This is a genomic window from Flexivirga sp. YIM B11880, assembly GCF_058148645.1.
This window is the reverse complement of sequence record NZ_JBMAMH010000010.1, coordinates 39871-55810: the sequence shown is the minus strand read 5'-3', so window position 1 is coordinate 55810 and position 15940 is coordinate 39871. Positions and strand designations below refer to the sequence as shown.

Annotated in this window: 17 protein-coding genes; 13 read left to right on the top strand and 4 right to left on the bottom strand. The window is 68.0% G+C overall.

Translation table 11 applies throughout. The annotated features are described in order from the left end of the window. Positions 1 to 39: 39 nt before the first annotated feature. Genes ACN8HC_RS14430 through ACN8HC_RS14390 form a run of 9 tightly spaced genes read left to right on the top strand, consistent with a single transcriptional unit; the run spans position 40 to position 7850 of the window. Complete coding sequence (locus ACN8HC_RS14430; protein WP_490075534.1) at positions 40 to 1125, top strand: polyprenyl synthetase family protein; 1086 nt, start codon at positions 40 to 42, stop codon at positions 1123 to 1125. Further along, positions 1122 to 2075, top strand: a complete 954-nt coding sequence (locus ACN8HC_RS14425; RefSeq protein ID WP_490075533.1) for a phytoene/squalene synthase family protein — start codon at positions 1122 to 1124, stop codon at positions 2073 to 2075. Before ACN8HC_RS14430 ends, ACN8HC_RS14425 begins: the two co-directional genes overlap by 4 nt. Further along, complete coding sequence (gene crtI / locus ACN8HC_RS14420) at positions 2072 to 3736, top strand: phytoene desaturase family protein (protein ID WP_490075532.1); 1665 nt, start codon at positions 2072 to 2074, stop codon at positions 3734 to 3736. The genes ACN8HC_RS14425 and crtI overlap by 4 nt, the downstream gene beginning before the upstream one ends. Further along, on the top strand, positions 3733 to 4086 hold the full coding sequence (locus ACN8HC_RS14415; protein ID WP_490075531.1) for a lycopene cyclase domain-containing protein: 354 nt from the start codon (positions 3733 to 3735) through the stop codon (positions 4084 to 4086). Before crtI ends, ACN8HC_RS14415 begins: the two co-directional genes overlap by 4 nt. Beyond that, complete coding sequence (locus tag ACN8HC_RS14410; RefSeq protein ID WP_490075530.1) at positions 4083 to 4424, top strand: hypothetical protein; 342 nt, start codon at positions 4083 to 4085, stop codon at positions 4422 to 4424. The genes ACN8HC_RS14415 and ACN8HC_RS14410 overlap by 4 nt, the downstream gene beginning before the upstream one ends. Before the next feature lie 5 nt (positions 4425 to 4429). Beyond that, positions 4430 to 5779, top strand: coding sequence for a cytochrome P450 (locus ACN8HC_RS14405; RefSeq protein ID WP_490075529.1), 1350 nt, complete (start codon positions 4430 to 4432; stop codon positions 5777 to 5779). Then, entirely contained in the window at positions 5776 to 6924 is a 1149-nt protein-coding gene (locus ACN8HC_RS14400; RefSeq protein WP_490075528.1) for a glycosyltransferase family 2 protein, read from the top strand. The genes ACN8HC_RS14405 and ACN8HC_RS14400 overlap by 4 nt, the downstream gene beginning before the upstream one ends. Continuing rightward, a complete protein-coding gene (locus tag ACN8HC_RS14395) occupies positions 6924 to 7421 on the top strand; it encodes a glycosyl-4,4'-diaponeurosporenoate acyltransferase CrtO family protein (RefSeq protein ID WP_490075527.1) in 498 nt (165 codons plus the stop codon). Before ACN8HC_RS14400 ends, ACN8HC_RS14395 begins: the two co-directional genes overlap by 1 nt. A 30-nt stretch (positions 7422 to 7451) precedes the next feature. Continuing rightward, on the top strand, positions 7452 to 7850 hold the full coding sequence (locus ACN8HC_RS14390) for a VOC family protein (protein ID WP_490075526.1): 399 nt from the start codon (positions 7452 to 7454) through the stop codon (positions 7848 to 7850). 13 nt (positions 7851 to 7863) lie between these two features. Here the strand turns inward: ACN8HC_RS14390 and ACN8HC_RS14385 are convergent, their stop codons facing one another. Next, complete coding sequence (locus tag ACN8HC_RS14385; RefSeq protein WP_490075525.1) at positions 7864 to 9024, bottom strand: WD40/YVTN/BNR-like repeat-containing protein; 1161 nt, start codon at positions 9022 to 9024, stop codon at positions 7864 to 7866. Positions 9025 to 9237: 213 nt separating this feature from the next. Between ACN8HC_RS14385 and ACN8HC_RS14380 the strand changes: the two genes are divergently transcribed. From ACN8HC_RS14380 to ACN8HC_RS14370, 3 genes are all read left to right on the top strand, one after another. Continuing rightward, positions 9238 to 9612 (top strand): YciI family protein, encoded by a 375-nt coding sequence (locus tag ACN8HC_RS14380; RefSeq protein ID WP_490075524.1) that lies wholly within the window; start codon positions 9238 to 9240, stop codon positions 9610 to 9612. 23 nt (positions 9613 to 9635) lie between these two features. Continuing rightward, positions 9636 to 10904 carry an RNA polymerase sigma factor gene (locus ACN8HC_RS14375; protein WP_490075523.1) on the top strand — a complete coding sequence of 423 codons (1269 nt, stop codon included), beginning with the start codon at positions 9636 to 9638 and terminating at the stop codon, positions 10902 to 10904. A 115-nt stretch (positions 10905 to 11019) separates the two neighbouring features. Beyond that, positions 11020 to 11754 (top strand): alkaline phosphatase family protein, encoded by a 735-nt coding sequence (locus ACN8HC_RS14370; protein WP_490075522.1) that lies wholly within the window; start codon positions 11020 to 11022, stop codon positions 11752 to 11754. 252 nt (positions 11755 to 12006) lie between these two features. Here ACN8HC_RS14370 and ACN8HC_RS14365 read toward each other — a convergent pair whose 3' ends face one another. Beyond that, complete coding sequence (locus ACN8HC_RS14365; protein ID WP_490075521.1) at positions 12007 to 13680, bottom strand: HNH endonuclease signature motif containing protein; 1674 nt, start codon at positions 13678 to 13680, stop codon at positions 12007 to 12009. 119 nt (positions 13681 to 13799) lie between these two features. Between ACN8HC_RS14365 and ACN8HC_RS14360 the strand changes: the two genes are divergently transcribed. Next, positions 13800 to 14591 (top strand): LLM class flavin-dependent oxidoreductase, encoded by a 792-nt coding sequence (locus ACN8HC_RS14360; protein ID WP_490075520.1) that lies wholly within the window; start codon positions 13800 to 13802, stop codon positions 14589 to 14591. A gap of 140 nt (positions 14592 to 14731) precedes the next feature. Here the strand turns inward: ACN8HC_RS14360 and ACN8HC_RS14355 are convergent, their stop codons facing one another. Both ACN8HC_RS14355 and ACN8HC_RS14350 read right to left on the bottom strand, forming a co-directional pair. Continuing rightward, positions 14732 to 14899, bottom strand: coding sequence for a hypothetical protein (locus tag ACN8HC_RS14355; RefSeq protein ID WP_490075519.1), 168 nt, complete (start codon positions 14897 to 14899; stop codon positions 14732 to 14734). A 119-nt stretch (positions 14900 to 15018) separates the two neighbouring features. Beyond that, complete coding sequence (locus ACN8HC_RS14350) at positions 15019 to 15915, bottom strand: SGNH/GDSL hydrolase family protein (protein ID WP_490075518.1); 897 nt, start codon at positions 15913 to 15915, stop codon at positions 15019 to 15021. Positions 15916 to 15940: the final 25 nt, after the last annotated feature.

Here is a 15940-nt window from a genome sequence, read left to right as displayed (position 1 = left end):
CGACACCATGGATGTGGAAAGCCGCGAGGAGGCACAGCAGTGAATCGTGAACCAGGCGAACGTGCGACAGCGGCGAGCACGCGTCGACGCGGCCGCCTCGACGACGAGCTGGACCGGTTCGTTGCCGATGGCCTCGTAGGCGCTGCCGGGCACAGCGCCGACACACAAGAGTTGTGGCGTCAACTCGGTCACGCCTGCCGTGGCGGCAAGAAGCTTCGCTCGGCACTCCTCTTCGCAGCCTACGACTGCTGCGGAGGCCAGGATCTCGACGTCGTATGCCGGATCGGCGCAGCTGTGGAGTTGCTGCACACGGCATTGGTGATCCATGACGATGTCATCGACCGGGACGTCGTACGCCGAGGATCGAGCAACGTGTCGGGCGCTTTCGCCGATCAAGGGCGCACTCGCGGAGCTACCGAGGACGGTGCGGTCACCCTCGGCATGGCCGCCGGGGTACTCGCCGGCGACCTCGCCCTCGCCCGGGCAATACAGCAGGTGGCACTCTGCGGGACAGATGTGGAGACAACTCGGAAGCTACTGGCCCTCGTGGAAGACGCCGTCCGGGTCAGCGCCGCCGGCGAACTGGACGACGTGGCCACGAGTGTCTGCCGTACGTTCACGGTCACCCTGGAACAGATCTTGGCTGTCGCCGAGCAGAAGACTGCGTGGTATTCCTTCCGACTCCCGCTGCAGGCGGGCGCCGTCCTTGCTGGTGCCCCGAAGGAGATCGTCGACCAGTTGGCGACGGTCGGCCGGCTCGCCGGAATCGCGTTCCAGCTCGCCGACGACCTGCGCGGTGTGTTCGGCGACGAGGCCGACACCGGCAAGAGCGCGCTGGGCGACCTGCGCGAGGGGAAGGCTACTGCGCTCATTGCACACGCTCGAACCACCACCGCGTGGGACGCGATGTCCGCTCACATCGGGGACCCGGCGCTGACCCCGGCCGCCGCAGCGACCGTACGTCACCTGCTCGAAACGTGCGGGTCACGGCGCTTCGTCGAAGACCTGGCCGAGGACTCCCTTCGGCAGGCTTTGGACACCGCGGAGCGCATCGGCCTCGATGCGCCGCTGCTGGCCGAGCTCGGTCGGCTCAGTCGACGAATCATGCGGAGCACCGCCGCATGAGGCAGGCGGCCACCATGTGGGAGCTGATGCAGCACGGGGAAGCACGAGTCGCGCGCGCAGCGGATTCCGCTGAGCGGCGAATTTACGATGCGGTGGCGCAGGACGCCGCCGCGCGCATCATCAACGCCTACTCATCGTCGTTCGGCATGGCTTCGAGGCTCCTGAAGTCACCGGTGCGAGCCCACGTGCGCAACATCTACGCCCTGGTCCGCCTCGCCGACGAGGTGGTGGACGGGCCGACCGGGGTGGATTGTCCCGAGCATGCCCGCGTCCTGCTGGACCGGCTGCAGGCCGACACCGAGGATGCCCTGAGCTGCGGCTACAGCACCAACCTGATCGTGCACGCGTTCGCTTGCACCGCGCGGCAGTGCGGCATCCAGACCACCCTGATCTCACCCTTCTTCGGGTCGATGCGGACCGATCTGTCGGTCCGCGAGCACGACGCCGACAGCTTCGGGAGCTACGTGTACGGCTCGGCGGAAGTCGTCGGTCTGATGTGTTTGCGGGTCTTCCTCGCGCCGTCGGCACAGGCTCGTTCGTCGGTCGCTGATCTCGTCGCCGTCCCTTCGTATGACGAACTCTCGGACGGAGCACGCCGGCTCGGCGCCGCGTTTCAGAAGGTCAATTTTCTGCGCGACCTGGGCGATGACTACTTCCTGCGCGGACGAAGCTATTTCCCGGGCATCGATCCGCAACACCTCGCCGAAGCCGACAAGCAGCGCATCCTGGATGACATCGACGCCGATCTGGACCAGGCAGCGACCGCCATCCGTCAGCTGCCCACCAGCAGCCGTCGAGGTGTGGCCGCCGCCCACGCCGTGTTCGCCGAGCTGTCTCACCGGCTGCGCACGACACCTGCGGAGCAACTCATCCGACGGCGGGTTCGAGTGTCCGGCCCCACCAAGCTGCGACTCGCACTCGTGGCGGGCGCTCGGCAGGGGCGCAGGTGACCAGGCCGCGCAAGGTCGTCGTCATCGGCGGTGGCGTCGCGGGCCTGGCATCTGCGGCGTTGCTGGCCCGCGCAGGGTTCGACGTCGAATTGCACGAGAAGAACGCAACGCTGGGCGGCCGGGTCGGCAGCTGGACCCGGGACGGATTCCACTTCGACACCGGCCCCTCCTGGTATCTGATGCCGGAGGTCTTCGAGCACTTCTTCCGGCTGCTCGGCTCAACCGTGGACGAGCAGATGATGCTCAGGCGGTTGGATCCGGCATACCGAGTGTTCTTCGAAGGCGATCCGCAGCCGCTCGATGTGCACTCCGGAACGGCTGCGGTCTCGGCAGCCTTCGACAAGATCGAGCCAGGATCGGGTCGCCGGATCTGCGCATATCTGGAGTCCGCCGAGGCGACCTACGATCTGGCCATCCGGCGCTTCCTCTACACGACCTACGGCTCGATCCTGCCGTTGCTACGCCGCGACGTCGTGAGCCGGCTCGGTCAGCTCGCTCGGCTGCTGGTGCAACCGCTCGACCGCTTCATCGCCGGTTACGTCCAGGACCATCGGCTGGCGCAGATCCTCGGTTACCCGGCCGTCTTCCTCGGAACGTCGCCGTCCTGCGCGCCCAGCATTTATCACCTGATGAGCCATCTCGACCTCGTGGACGGGGTGTTCTACCCGCAGGGTGGCTTCCGCACGCTGGTCGAATCGCTGACCGCACTCGCGCAGGCAGAAGGCGTCAAGATCCACACCTCCTCGCGAGCCACTGAGATCCAGACCCGAGCGCGCCAACGTCGCCGGGGCAGTGGCGATCGGCGCGCGCTCGAGGTGCAGGGAGTGAGTTTCGCCGCCGCGGACGGTCCGGTCACCGTCGATGCCGACATCGTGGTGGGCGCTGCAGATCTGCATCATCTGGAGACCGAACTCCTGACCGGTGCCGCGCGCAGTCGTCCCTCGGCGTGGTGGGCCAGGCGTGATCCGGGACCGGGAGCGGTTCTGGTGCTGCTCGGGGCCCAGGGGCCACTGCCGCAGTTTGCCCACCATTCGTTGTTCTTCACTCGGGATTGGGAGAAGCACTTCGACGCCATCCGGCGACCGGGTCAGGCCATTCCCGACCCGGCATCGATCTATCTGAGTCGAACCACCGCCAGTGACCCGGCCATGGCGCCCGAAGACCACGAGAGTCTTTTCATCCTCATCCCGGTGCCCGCCGAATTGGGGATGGGACGTGGTGGTGTCGACGGCGGCGGCGACGCCGCGGTCGAACGAGTCGCCGACGCCGCGATTCATCAGGTCGCTACGTGGGCCGGAGTGCCCGACCTGGCCGACCGGATCGTCGTACGCCGTACGATCGGGCCCCGGGACTTCGCGGACGACGTCAACGCGTGGTGCGGCGGTGCACTCGGTCTGGCACACACCGCCCGGCAGTCGGCGTTCTTCCGGGCGCGCAACAGGTCGCGACGGGTGGCTGGTCTGTTCTACGCGGGCCACAGCACCCTGCCCGGCATCGGTCTGCCCATGTGCCTGATCAGTGCGGAGATCCTGCTCAAGGCGGTCCGCGGCGACGACTCCACGGGCCCGCTGCCGACGCCGCTGCCGTTGCGAACGGAAGCCATGCCGGCCACGCCGGGCCGCAGCCAGTGGGTTCCGCTCCGCCGGCGGAGGCTCGGATGAGCCCGCGGCACCTGTCCTACGCCGGCATGCTGGCGTTCTGCCTCCTCGGCACCGTTCCACTCGACATCGGCTATGGGTTGGGTGTGCTGCGCCGACCGGTGCGGCTGGCGACGGCCATCGTCGTGGCGGCCATCCCTTTCCTCGCCTGGGACGTCTGGGCCACGCATGTCGGGCAGTGGCGTTTCGACCGGCGACAGACCTTGCCATGGCGGGTCGCCGGCCTCCCCCTCGAAGAGATCGCGTTCTTCGTCGTCATCCCGCTTGCTGCGATCTTGACGTATGAGGCCGTGTGCCTGCTGAGCGCTCGCCAGCAGCGAGGCACGACGCGACCCAGGAAGGAGTCGCGGTGACCTACACGGCGCTCGCCGTCATCGCCGTGCTCGCATCCGTGTGCGTCGACCGCTGGCTGGTGCGCAGCCGACTGACCTCCTCCAGGAACTGGTGGACGGCGTACGGCATTCTGCTGGCCTTCCAGCTGATCACGAACGCGTGGCTGACCGGACGCGGCATCGTCCGCTATGACGCCGGCGCGATCATCGGTGGAGCACGAGTCCGTTGGTGGGGCGATGGTCGGGTGTTCTGGGCACCTGTCGAAGATCTCGGCTTCGGCTTCGGCCTCGTCCTGGTCACTTGCGCCGTGTGGGACAGGTTGCGGCCGCACCACCGACGCTCCTGCGAGGCATCGTGAGCGGCATGGGGGCGAGGCTGCTGCAGGGACCGGTCGACGTCGGTGTTCCGGGCCCCACGACCAGGCAGATGATGACCGGGTTCCGGTCGATCAGGGCTGACCCGCTGGGCTTCCTGTGCCGGGCTCGCGAACGGTATGGCGACCTCGTCGCTTTCCCCGTGCCCGGCCCGCCGGCCCTGCTCATCAGCGATCCGGCCGATGTTCGCCGGGTGCTGCAGACAGGGGCGCGAACGTGGGGCAAGGACACCATCCAGTATCGGGCTCTTGCGCGGGTGACCGGCCCGGGATTGCTCGCCTCCGCACAGCCGAACTGGCTGACACATCGTCGATTGGCCGCGCCCGCGTTTCACCACCAGCGGCTGCACGAGCTGTCGGCCAAGGTGACGGACGCGACCGACCGCCTCCTGGGCCACCACCTCGGATCCGGTCGCGGACCACAGACCGTCGATGTGGCCGACATCTGCCAACGCATCGCGCTGGAGGTGGTGGGTGATGCCATCCTCTCCGCTGATCTTTCCGAAACGGCCCACCGATTGCTGGAGGCAACCGACACGGCGTCCCGACTCGTGGTCCGGCTGGGACAGTCGATCCTTCCCGAGCGGGTCCCATCCGTGGTGAACCGCCGGCTCGCCGCGACCCGGCGCAAGCTCGACGTCCTGTGTTTCGAGCTGGTCGACGCCCGTCGCACTGCAGGTTCGCATGGTGCGGACCTGGTCGGCTTGCTCATCGACGGCGGACTGTCGGACCAGGCGATCCGCGACGAACTGGTGACCATGATCATCGCGGGACACGAAACGACCGCGGCCGCGCTGTCCTGGACGCTGATGCTCCTCGCCGAGAACCCGTCGGCCCAGGACCGGGTGCGCAGCGAGGTCGGCCGACTCACGGGTCCAGTGCCGATGATCGGCACCCGCTCGGCTGTGCCGTGGACCCGGGCCGTCATCGACGAATCGCTGCGCCTGTACCCACCGGCTTGGGTGATCTCGCGAAGGTCGCGGGAGCCCGATGTGATCGGCGGGCGCGACGTTCCGGCCGGAACCACTGCCATCATCAGCCCGTGGGTGATGCACCGCCGGGCCGACGCCTGGCCCAGCGCGGAGGAGTTTGAGCCCCGGCGCTTCATGGCTGACGGTGTCTCTCGTGCAGATTATCTGCCCTTCGGTGCCGGACCCCGCCTGTGTATCGGTCGGGAGTTCGCGTTGGGCGAAATGGCGATCGTGCTGAGCAGGGTTGTGTCGGAGTTCCGTGTCGAACTGCCGGCCGGCTGGACCCGCCCCAGCCCTCAGGCGGACGTTGCCGTCCGTCCCGCCGGCGGCATGCCGCTGCAGTTGATCCCGGTGGCAGGCCGCTCATGATCGCCCTCGTCCTGATGACCGCACTGCTGTGTGCGTTGCTGACGGGCCGGTCGCAGTGGAGGGAACTGCGGTCGCTCCCTCTCCGTTCCGGGACCGCACCCGTCGCTTCCGAGGTCTCGGTCATCATTCCTGCGCGTGACGAGGCGACGAACCTGCCGCCCCTGCTCACCTCCTTGCGCTCACTCGCTTCACCAGTGCTCGAGATCATCCTGGTCGACGATGACTCCCGGGACGGCACCTACGAGGTTGCGCTGGCCGGCGGCGCGAAAGCCGTCACCACTCGCGTCCCGCCGGGATGGACCGGTAAGGCGTGGGCCTGTCAAGTAGGCGCCGACATCGCCGACGGTCGGCTGCTGCTCTTTCTGGACGCTGACACGGTCTTGGCACCGGATGCCGTCGACCGGTTACTTGTCAGGTATGCCGAAACGGGCGGCCTGGTGTCGGTGCAGCCGTATCACGAGGTGCCGACCGCCTACGAACAGCTTTCGGCATACTTCAACATCGTCTCGATGATGGGCGGAGGGGCATTCGGGCGGCGTACCACGACGCGGCCCGCGGCGTTCGGGCCGTGTCTGTTCACCGGGCGCACCGATTACGAACGCGTCGGCGGCCACGCCGCAGTCCGGACGAACATCCTGGACGATGTCGGTCTGGCCGGCGCATACGCGCGGCTCGGACTGCCGGTGGGGTGCGCCGTGGGGGAGGCGGCGGTGCGGATGCGAATGTATCCGCGGGGCGCGAGACAACTGGTCGAAGGCTGGACCAAGAACATCGCGTCGGGTGCTCAGCAGGCCGATCGCCGGGCAGCCGTGGCGGCCACCGTCTGGGTTGCCGCTCACTTCGCGGTCGCCGCCGGCTCGGCGGTCGCGGTGCTGCACCTCGTCGGCACCGGCCGGTGGGCCGGCACCGGACCGGGGTGGTTCTGGCCTGTCGCATGGCTCGCCGTCGCACTGCAGCTGCGGACCATGGTGCGTCGCATCGGCTCGTTCCGGTGGTGGACCTGGGCGCTGTTCCCGCTCCCGCTGATCGCCTTCGGTCTGTTGTTCCTGCGCTCGGCGCTGCTGACGCACGGGCGTCGATCCGTGGGCTGGCGTGGCCGGACCGTGGCGTTGACCCACGAGTGCCCCGTCGAGGACGACCGCTGATGCTCACCTTCGTGATGCCCCGGTCGGTCACGGTCGCCGTCGACGTGGCGGCGTGGGCGGTCTTCCACGCCGGAACCGGGTATGCCGCTCACCGCCTGAGCGAGAACCATCTCAGGGATGACGGATGGCTCCTGAGGCAACGGGCCTTCGAGGACGAAGGCCGTTGGTATCGCCGCAGGTGGCGCATCGACCGGTGGAAGGATCGGCTGCCCGAGGCGGGCGGGTTCTTCGAGGGAGGTGTCAGCAAGTCCCGCATTCCCGCACCGGCTGACGGTGGTCTGGTGCTCTTCGTCCGGGAAACGCGCCGTGCCGAACTCGCACACTGGTGGGCATTGGCCTGTGGCCCGCTCTTCGTGCTGTGGAACCCGCCTTTCCCTGCCGCACTGTTGGTCGGTTATGGGATCATCGTGAACGTTCCATTCATCGGCATACAGCGGTACAACCGATTTCGGTGCCAAGCAATGATCGCTCGGCGTCGCTCTCTTCGCTGTTCGTGACCGACGAGAGTGAGGTCTCCGATGCCTTCGGTGAGCGTGCGATACATCGTCCACGATGTCGACGAGGCGATCCGGTTCTATACCGAGGCGCTCGACTTCGCCGAGGTCATGCACCCGGCGCCCGCCTTCGCGATGCTCGCGCGGGGCGACCTGCGGCTGGTGCTCTCGGCTCCGGGTGGCGGACCCGGTGGTGGACAGGTCATGCCGGACGGAACGACCCCGATCCCTGGCGGCTGGAACCGTTTCGCCCTCGAGGTCGACGACCTCGACGCGCTCGTCGACCGGTTGCGATCCGGCGGTGTGCGGTTCCGCAATGACATCGTCGACGGCGTGGGTGGCCGGCAGATCATCGCCGAGGACCCCTCCGGCAACCCGGTGGAACTCTTTCAACCGACCATCGACGAGGCTCGGCTCGACCAGTCGTCGTAGTGCCGGGTGGAGGTCACCCGCCGGCTGAGTCGAGGACTTCGACCGCAAGGACCGTCGGCAGATGCCGGGCGATCTCCTGCCAGGTATCGCCCTCGTCGCGGCTGGCGAAGACCGACCCGGTGTTCGTTCCGAAGTAGACGCCTGCCGGGTCCTGGTGGTCGCCGCTCATTCCTTGGCGCAGCACCGTGAAGAAGCACGCCTGCTGGGGGAGGCCTGCGCGCTGCGCCTCCCAGGACGCGCCGGCGTCCCGGGAGCGCCATACGGCTGCGGCCGCGTCGGGCGGGAAGCGGCCCGCGGAGTCGTCGTTGAGCGGCACGGTCCAGAGCGTGCGCTCGTCGCGCGGGTGTGTCCAGAGCGGGAAGCCGAAGGTGGACGGTAGGCCGGCGGTGATGTTGTGCCAGGTATGACCGCCGTCCGCCGAACGCCATACGCCGTGGTGGTTCTGCTGGTAGAGCGAATCGCCGGTGGCGCGCTCGATGTGGTGGACACAGAACCCGGTGTGTCCCTCGGAGGCGGCCGCCGGGTGGGTGTTGCCCTCGCCGTCCGTGGGGTCAGCGAGGTCGTTGCGCCGTTCCCAGGTGACGCCACCGTCCTCGGTGGCGAAGACGCCGGCTGCGGAGATGCCGACCCACATCTTCTCGGGGTTCTCCGGGTCGACGACGATGGTGTGGAGGACGAGTCCTGCGGCGCCCGGACCCCAGTCCGGTGCGGACGGGTGATCGGTGAGGCCCTTGACCGTCTCCCAGGTCTCGCCGTCGTCGTCGCTGACCAGGAGAGTCGCCGGCTTGGTCCCGGCATACAGCTTCCCGCCGCCGCGGCCGAGCGACCACACCTGGGAGAAGTTGTCGCCGAACGGTGTCGGCGTCTCCGTCCAGCCGATCGACGCCGCGAACTCAGGGTCACTCGCGGCCCATTCGTCGACCTGTCCGGTGGTGAGTTTGGTGACGTTCCAGGTGTGTCCGGCGTCCTCGGAGCGCCATACACCTGCGCCGGTCCAGTCGCCACCGCCACCGGCCCAGATCGTGCCGGTGTCGGGGTCGCCGACGACGTGGTTGATCGGCCAGCCGTCGCAGTAGGGCCCGCGGACGGCCCAGTTCGCGCGAGCGGCATCGCCGTCCAGGATGAAGGTGCCCTTGGTGGTGCCCACCAACAGGTGGATGGGTGTGTCGGACATCAGCGTGCCTCTTCCTCGAAGCCGGCCCGGCGTGGACGCGGGTAACGTTCTATCTTCGCGATCCGGGGGCAGCGGGGCAAGACCTCGACGACTTCGCCGGAATGTCTTCGACATGATCCCAAAAATTCTCGAGCTGCCGATGTCGAAGAGCGCGATCATCGTTCGACGTACCTGTGACAAGCAAGACCGGCCAACCAAGTGGGAGTGATCGAAATGCCGCGTTTCATGGGATTCGTGCGGATGGAAGAAGGCGTCGGAACGCCGCCGAAGGCACTGTTCGACGCGATGGACGTCTACATCGGGGAGCAGGCCGCCAAGGGCGTATTCCTTGACGGCGGAGGGTTGTTCGGCACCGAGGACGCTGTCAACTTCATCTCCCGCGAGGGTGAGGTCAGCCGAGTGAACGGCCCGTATGCCGAGGCGAAGGAGGTCGTCGGCGGGTGGGCGATCATGCAGTACGACAGCATCGAGGACGCGGTCGCCGACCAGCAGGAGTTCGCCGAACTGCACGCGAAGCACTGGCCGGAGGTCACCGTGATCTCCACCCTGCGACAGATCTCCGACGGGCCGGACGCCCCCGCCGACTGAGCCACCGTCACTACGCTGGCCGCGTGCCGGCAGAGATCCGAACGGACGATCCACACGAGGTGATAGTCGCCGCGTGGCGGGCCGAATCGGCCCGCCTCGTCGGCGCTCTCACCCGCATGACCCGTGACCTCGAGCTCGCCGAGGATCTGGCGCAGGACGCACTCGTGGCCGCGCTCGAGCAGTGGCCGGACACCGGCGTGCCCGACAACCCGGGCGCGTGGTTGATGACGACCGCGAAGCGGCGGGGCATCGACCACTTCCGCCGCGCCGACGTTCATCGCCGCAAAGTCACGGAGCTGGGCTACGCCGGTGCCGGAGAGGAGGGCACGATGCCCGACCTCGACGACCAGGTCGACCACATCGAGGATGACGCGCTGCGGCTCATCTTCCTGTCCTGCCACCCGTCCCTGAGCCCCGAGTCGCGGGCTGCCCTCACGCTGCGGTTGGTTGGCGGGCTCACGACCGCCGAGATCGCCCGTGGCTTCCTCGTCTCGGAATCGACCATGGGACAGCGCATTTCACGCGCCAAGAAAACGCTGGCGCAATCGCGCGCCGAGTTCGAGCTGCCCACCGGGTCGGAGCGGACCAAGCGTCTCGATGACGTCATGGCGGTCATCTACCTCGTCTTCAATGAGGGGTATGCCGCCACCGCCGGCGCCGACTGGATGCGGCCCGAACTGGCGAACGAGGCGATGCGACTGGCGCGCATGCTGGCGACACTCGCTCCGGACGAGCCGGAAGTGCTCGGTCTGCAGGCGCTGCTCGAGATCCAGGGTTCGCGGATGCCGGCTCGGCTGGATGATGACGGCAGTCCGGTGCTGCTCGAGGCGCAGGACCGTCGACGCTGGGATCAGTTGCTGATCCGGCGCGGGCTTGTGGCCCTGCATCAGGCGGAACAGCTGGCGAGGCAGGGGAAGGCGGTCGGGCGGTACTTCCTGCAAGCATCCATCGCCGTACAGCACGCTCGTGCCCAGCGTGCTGAGGACACCGACTGGCGTCGGATCGCTGCGCTGTATGACGTCCTCGCGACCGCGGCGCCCGGTCCGGTGGTCGAAGTGAACCGGGCTGTCGCGCACGGCCGGGCGTTCGGACCGGATGCAGGCCTGGCAGTTCTGGACGCACTGCCGGCGGACGCGCTCGGCGACTCGCCCCTGGTGCCCAGCGTGCGCGGCGACCTGCTCGAGCGGGCCGGCCTGCGGGAACAGGCACGCGAGGCGTTCTTCGAGGCTGCCGGGCGGACCAAGAACGACGGCGAACGCGCGATCCTGCGCCGTCGAGCCGGGCTGAGCTGACGTCCGCGCCGGGAGTCGGTCAGCAGCGTGACCTCGAGGACATCGTTGACGAACTCCAGAAAACCCCTCAGGGTGGCTCCTGGTGGCACATCGCAGCGCGCGGCATGCTTGTCGGATGAAGGCTGTAGCGGCGGCGATCGGACTCGCGGTGGTGGCTGCGCTGACCGGCTGCACCTCGCCCCATCCAGCGGCGCAGTCACCGAGCCCGCCGCGGTCGACATCCTCGTCACTTCCGACCTCGCCCGGTGCGATGTCGAGGACGCCGGAACCCGCACACGTGGTCATCGTCGTGCTGGAGAACCACGCGTTCGGCGAGGTGCTGGGCAACCCGGAGGCGCCCTTCTTGAACCGTGTGGCCGCGCACGGTGCCAGCCTCACGCAGTTCTATGCGATCAGGCATCCCAGCGAGCCGAACTACCTCGCGCTCTTCTCCGGATCGACGCAAGGACTGTCCAGCGACGCGTGTCCGGTGCGCTACGCCGGCCCGAACCTGGCACGCTCGCTGCTCGACGCCGGCAAGACCTTCATCGGGTATGCCGAGGACCTGCCGGGGTCCGGGTTCACCGGCTGCCGCAACGGTGACTACGTGCAGCGGCACTGTCCCTGGATCAGCTTCACCGATCTGCCGGCCGATGTGAGTCAGCCGATGGCATCGTTCCCGAGCAACTACGCGTCGCTACCCACGGTCTCTTTCGTCATCCCGAACCTCCAGCACGACATGCACGACGGCACACCGGCACAGGCCGACCACTGGCTTCGAGAGCATCTGTCGGGGGTACGCGGACTGGGCAGCATCACACGACAGCCTGCTGGTCGTCACCGCGGACGAGGACGACGGCAGCGCCGGTAACCAGATCCCCGCGATCATCAGCGGAGCGGGCGTCAGATCAGGGCAGTACGGCGGCCAGTACACCCTCTACTCACTGCTTCGGCTTCTGGAGGACATGTACCACCTACCGCGGCTGGGCGCCAGCGCCGACGCTGCCCCGATCACCGGCATCTGGAGTTGAGTCGTCGTCACTGGTTTGTTGACGCCGCAACTGGATCCGGCCGCCGGCAAGGGTCGGCCAGTGGATTCGGGCGGTGCATCGTCCGAGGTCGGTCAGAACGGTGGCTTGGGGCCAGGGAGTTCCACGCGTATGTCGCCCGGGAACCGGTAGATCCGGAGATTGCCGCCTGCGCGTCGTTCGATGGCCCGGTCTCGATGCTCGTCCTGGAGGAGTTGCAGGTCCTCGAGGTCGGTGAACACATTGGGTATGACGTCGTGTTCCCGGCAGAGGGCCAGGCGGATGCCGAACTGCTGCTCTGCGCGGCTGACCCATGGCGGGCAGTGGTCGTCCGGTCGGTGGTGGTCGAACGCGGTGGTGCGTAACCGTCGGGTCAGCGTGTGCCAGGTGATGGAGGCATCGTCGTGTTGTCGGCTGGTCCAGAACCGGCCGGTCTTGGGGTTGTGATGACCGCGGTGCAAGGCGTGCAGGTTGTCGGGGTGCGTGGCACCGTCGGCCGGACGCATGGCGCCGGGTTGGTGCTCGACGTCGTGGTCCAGGTCGGCTTCGTACGCGGAGACGCCGCAGTCGCCAGGTGCCCGGCAGGTGTGATCGCGGCCCTGCACCAGCCGCGCCATACGTGCCGGTGCGCGATAGGTGCGTGCGGCGTCGATCACCTGGCCGCTGACGGGGTCGGTGACCAGGCGCGCCCAGGTCGACCCGGCTCGCACCGCCACGGCGCGGATCTGCTCGGGCGTCAGGAAACCCAGGCCGGGCACTTCGGCGAGGCCGAATGCCGCACCGCACCCGGCAGCGCCCGCGTGCTGTTGCACGACGTCGTCGGGCAGCAGCGCGGCCAAGGGAACGATCACGTGCAACCGGCCGGCCGGCGCATCACCCAGGTGTTCGTGGCCGGGGATGGTGCCGGCGATGAGGAGGTCGATCGCGATGTCGGCGCGTAGTTGAGCCAGTGACCGTTTGTCCCCGGCGGCCCGGGCTGCCTTGGCTAGGTTGGCGACGCGTTGTTGGGCGGCGAAGACGCGTGTGGCGTCGCCGGATGCCTGGAGGGTCGCTGTGCCGTCGCGCCCGGGGAAGGTGCACGCATCCCGTGCGTCCACGGCCTCGCGGTGTTTGCGTTGGCGGTCGGCGGCGGCACCGTCCACCAGGGCGAGTTGGCGTCGGACCCTGGCGCGAAAACCGGCATGCGACAACGGGACACCGGCCAGGCCGCCGTCGGCGGACGTCGTCCGGTCCGGCGGCGCGAGGAGTCGCCCGATGACCCGCCCGGCCAGCACCGGATCGAGGTGCGCGGTCTCGGCATACGCGATCCGCGCCCGCTGCCAGGTGCAGCCGCCGGCGCGGAGCAGACGGTGCGCCGAGCCGACGCGTTCGCGCATCGCGGTGGCGAAGCGGACCCGGTCTCGGGCCGCCGTCAGTGTGGAGCCGGTCAGCAACTGGATTTCGTGCACCACTGCGCGGCACGCGGCCCTGCGGTGCGCGGCCACCTTTTGCGCGTAGCGCGGGTCGTCGCGGTCGACGCCATGGTCGGCGGCGACGTCCTCGACCAAGGCCCCCGTCGCCTCCAACGAGGACGCGTCTGCGAATCCCTTGACCGTCTCGGCTGCCTGGACCAGGTCGCCCAGGCGCTCTCGGGACACGTCGCTCAAGGAGGTACGCCGGGCTTGCTCGGCGAGGTCGGTGATCGCGGCGATGACGGTGTCCGGCAACCCGGACACATCGACCAACCGCCCGCCGTCACCGGCCATGGCGGCATTCGCGTCGGAACACATCTCCGGTCACCTCCCATCCCGCGGTCGTTCCTTGATGTGCTCGATTCTAGAGGTGACCACCGACAACCTCCGCGGCGAAAACACCTGAGCGATAGAGGTTTCCGGGACATGATGGTGACATGCACACGCGCCGCGGACTCTTCGTTGCACCGTTCGATGTCCTTGCCGACCCGCGGGTCGTCGGCGACCTGGCCGCCACGGCCGAGGCGGCCGGGTGGGACGGGTTCTTCATCTGGGACCACCTGCAGTACGGCGACCGGGTGGATGCGATCGCGGACGTGTGGACCTGCTGCGCTGCTGTCGCCATGCGGACCGAGCGGTTGCTGTTCGGTCCGATGGTGACGCCGCTGCCGCGACGTCGACCGCAGGTGCTGGCCCGGCAGGCGGCGAGCCTGGCGGTGCTGTCCGACGGCCGGTTCGTGCTGGGCCTGGGCTTGGGCGACGACTGGGTGGGCGAGTTCAGCTCGTTCGGCGACGAGGCGGACCCGCGCGTGCGCGGACGAATGCTTGACGAAGGTCTCGAGGTTCTCACCTCGCTGCTGAGCGGCAGCCCTGTTGACCATGTAGGAGCTCATTACGTCGCCCGGAACGCCCGCTTCCTCCCAGCACCTGCGGTGCCGATCTGGCTGGCCGGACGGTTCGGCAATCGCGCGCCGATGCGCCGGGCCGCGAAGTATGACGGCTTCTTCGTCATCGGCTTGGAAACTCCCGACGACCTGGACGAAGTGACAGCTGCGCTCGCGGACCACGACCCGGCTCAGGGCTTCGACGTCGTGCTCGACCTTCGGCCCGAGCAGGATCCTGCCCCGTGGCTGGACCGCGGCGCGTCATGGGTGTTGACCCGGATCGGCCCGTTCGACATCGATCTCGCCGTCGTCGAGCGGATGATTGAGAAGGGCCCGGGTAACTGAAAGAGCCACAACGCGCTTGTCTTCCCGGTTGAAGTGGATCGCTCCGGCTAACCGGTGCCGGTCGTCGTCGTCCACAACACGAACTTCAGTGTGCGAACGTGGCGATGTGCGGCACGTCCTCAGCCCCCGGTTGGGCCCCGTCAGAGCCGTCCACGAAATCTCAAGTAGACGGCAGCAAATACAAGGACGACTCCGACGTTGACCATCAGCCGTGGCCAGAAGTGGTGCCTGAAGATCAGGACGTCCAGGGCGACGATGACGACCACCATCGCGATCCCCAAGAGCACAAGTGCTCCGTGTCTCTGCATGACACCCTTTTAACACTTGCAGTCATGGAACGAAGCGCAGCCGAGCGGCCCCGATGGTGCGGTGCGTCCCCTGACACCCATGCGCTGACGTGACCACGACCCGCCGGTGGGAGCACGTGTCAGTGGTGGAGCTGACGCAGAGCCTGCGTGGCCATGGCTGCCTCGCCGGTTGCGTTCGGGTGGACCGGGAATGCGTTGATCGGCCCGACTGCCGGCTCGATCCACCGCGTATTCTCCGGCTCACAGGCATCGTGGCCGACGGAGCTGGCCGACATGTCGATGTACCGCGCGCCGGTCCGCTGGGCAGCCTGGCGGACCGTGGCGTTGAGCACGCTCTCCTCGTGATTCAGCCAGGGGACGTCACCCATCGCGATCGGCATGGACGGGTAGCACGCCAGCTCGCCGACAGGGGGCAGGATCTGCGGGTAACCCAAGATCACGACCGTCGCGGCCGGGGCCTTCTGACGCACCGCGGTCAGCGCGGCGACGAGGTGGGGATACGTCTGGTTGGCGATCTCGTCGGTGAAGGTGCTGCCGTATTTCTGCTCGCACGGGTTACCCATGATGTCGGAGGAAGAGATGGTGGCGCAGCCGAAGAACGAGTCGACGAAGACGTTTTCGTCATTCCCGCCGATCGTCATGGTGACCAAGCGAGTGTGCTTGGTGACCGCGTCGAGCTGCGGGGCGACACCCGGCGCCTGCGAGGAGAAGAAGTCAGACGTCTTCGCGCCGCTGCACGTCACGTCGGTGAACGACGACGGCTTCGTCCGTGCAGCGATGTCGTGCGCGTAGTTGAGCGTGGACCGGCCGCACGTCGGCGGGGCGGTCGCGACGAGCGGTGTCACCCCGGCTGCGGAGGAGTAGCTGTCACCCAACGCCACGTATGGCGATGTCTTGATCGCGTGTCGATTCGCGGTCGGTGGCGTTACCTTCGCCGAGGCAGGGACGGCAACGCCGACCCCCACGGCCGTGGCGAAGAAGGTTGCTGCAACAACGCTGGCAATGCGACGCATCATGAACTCCGGTGTCCGGGAACAGCCA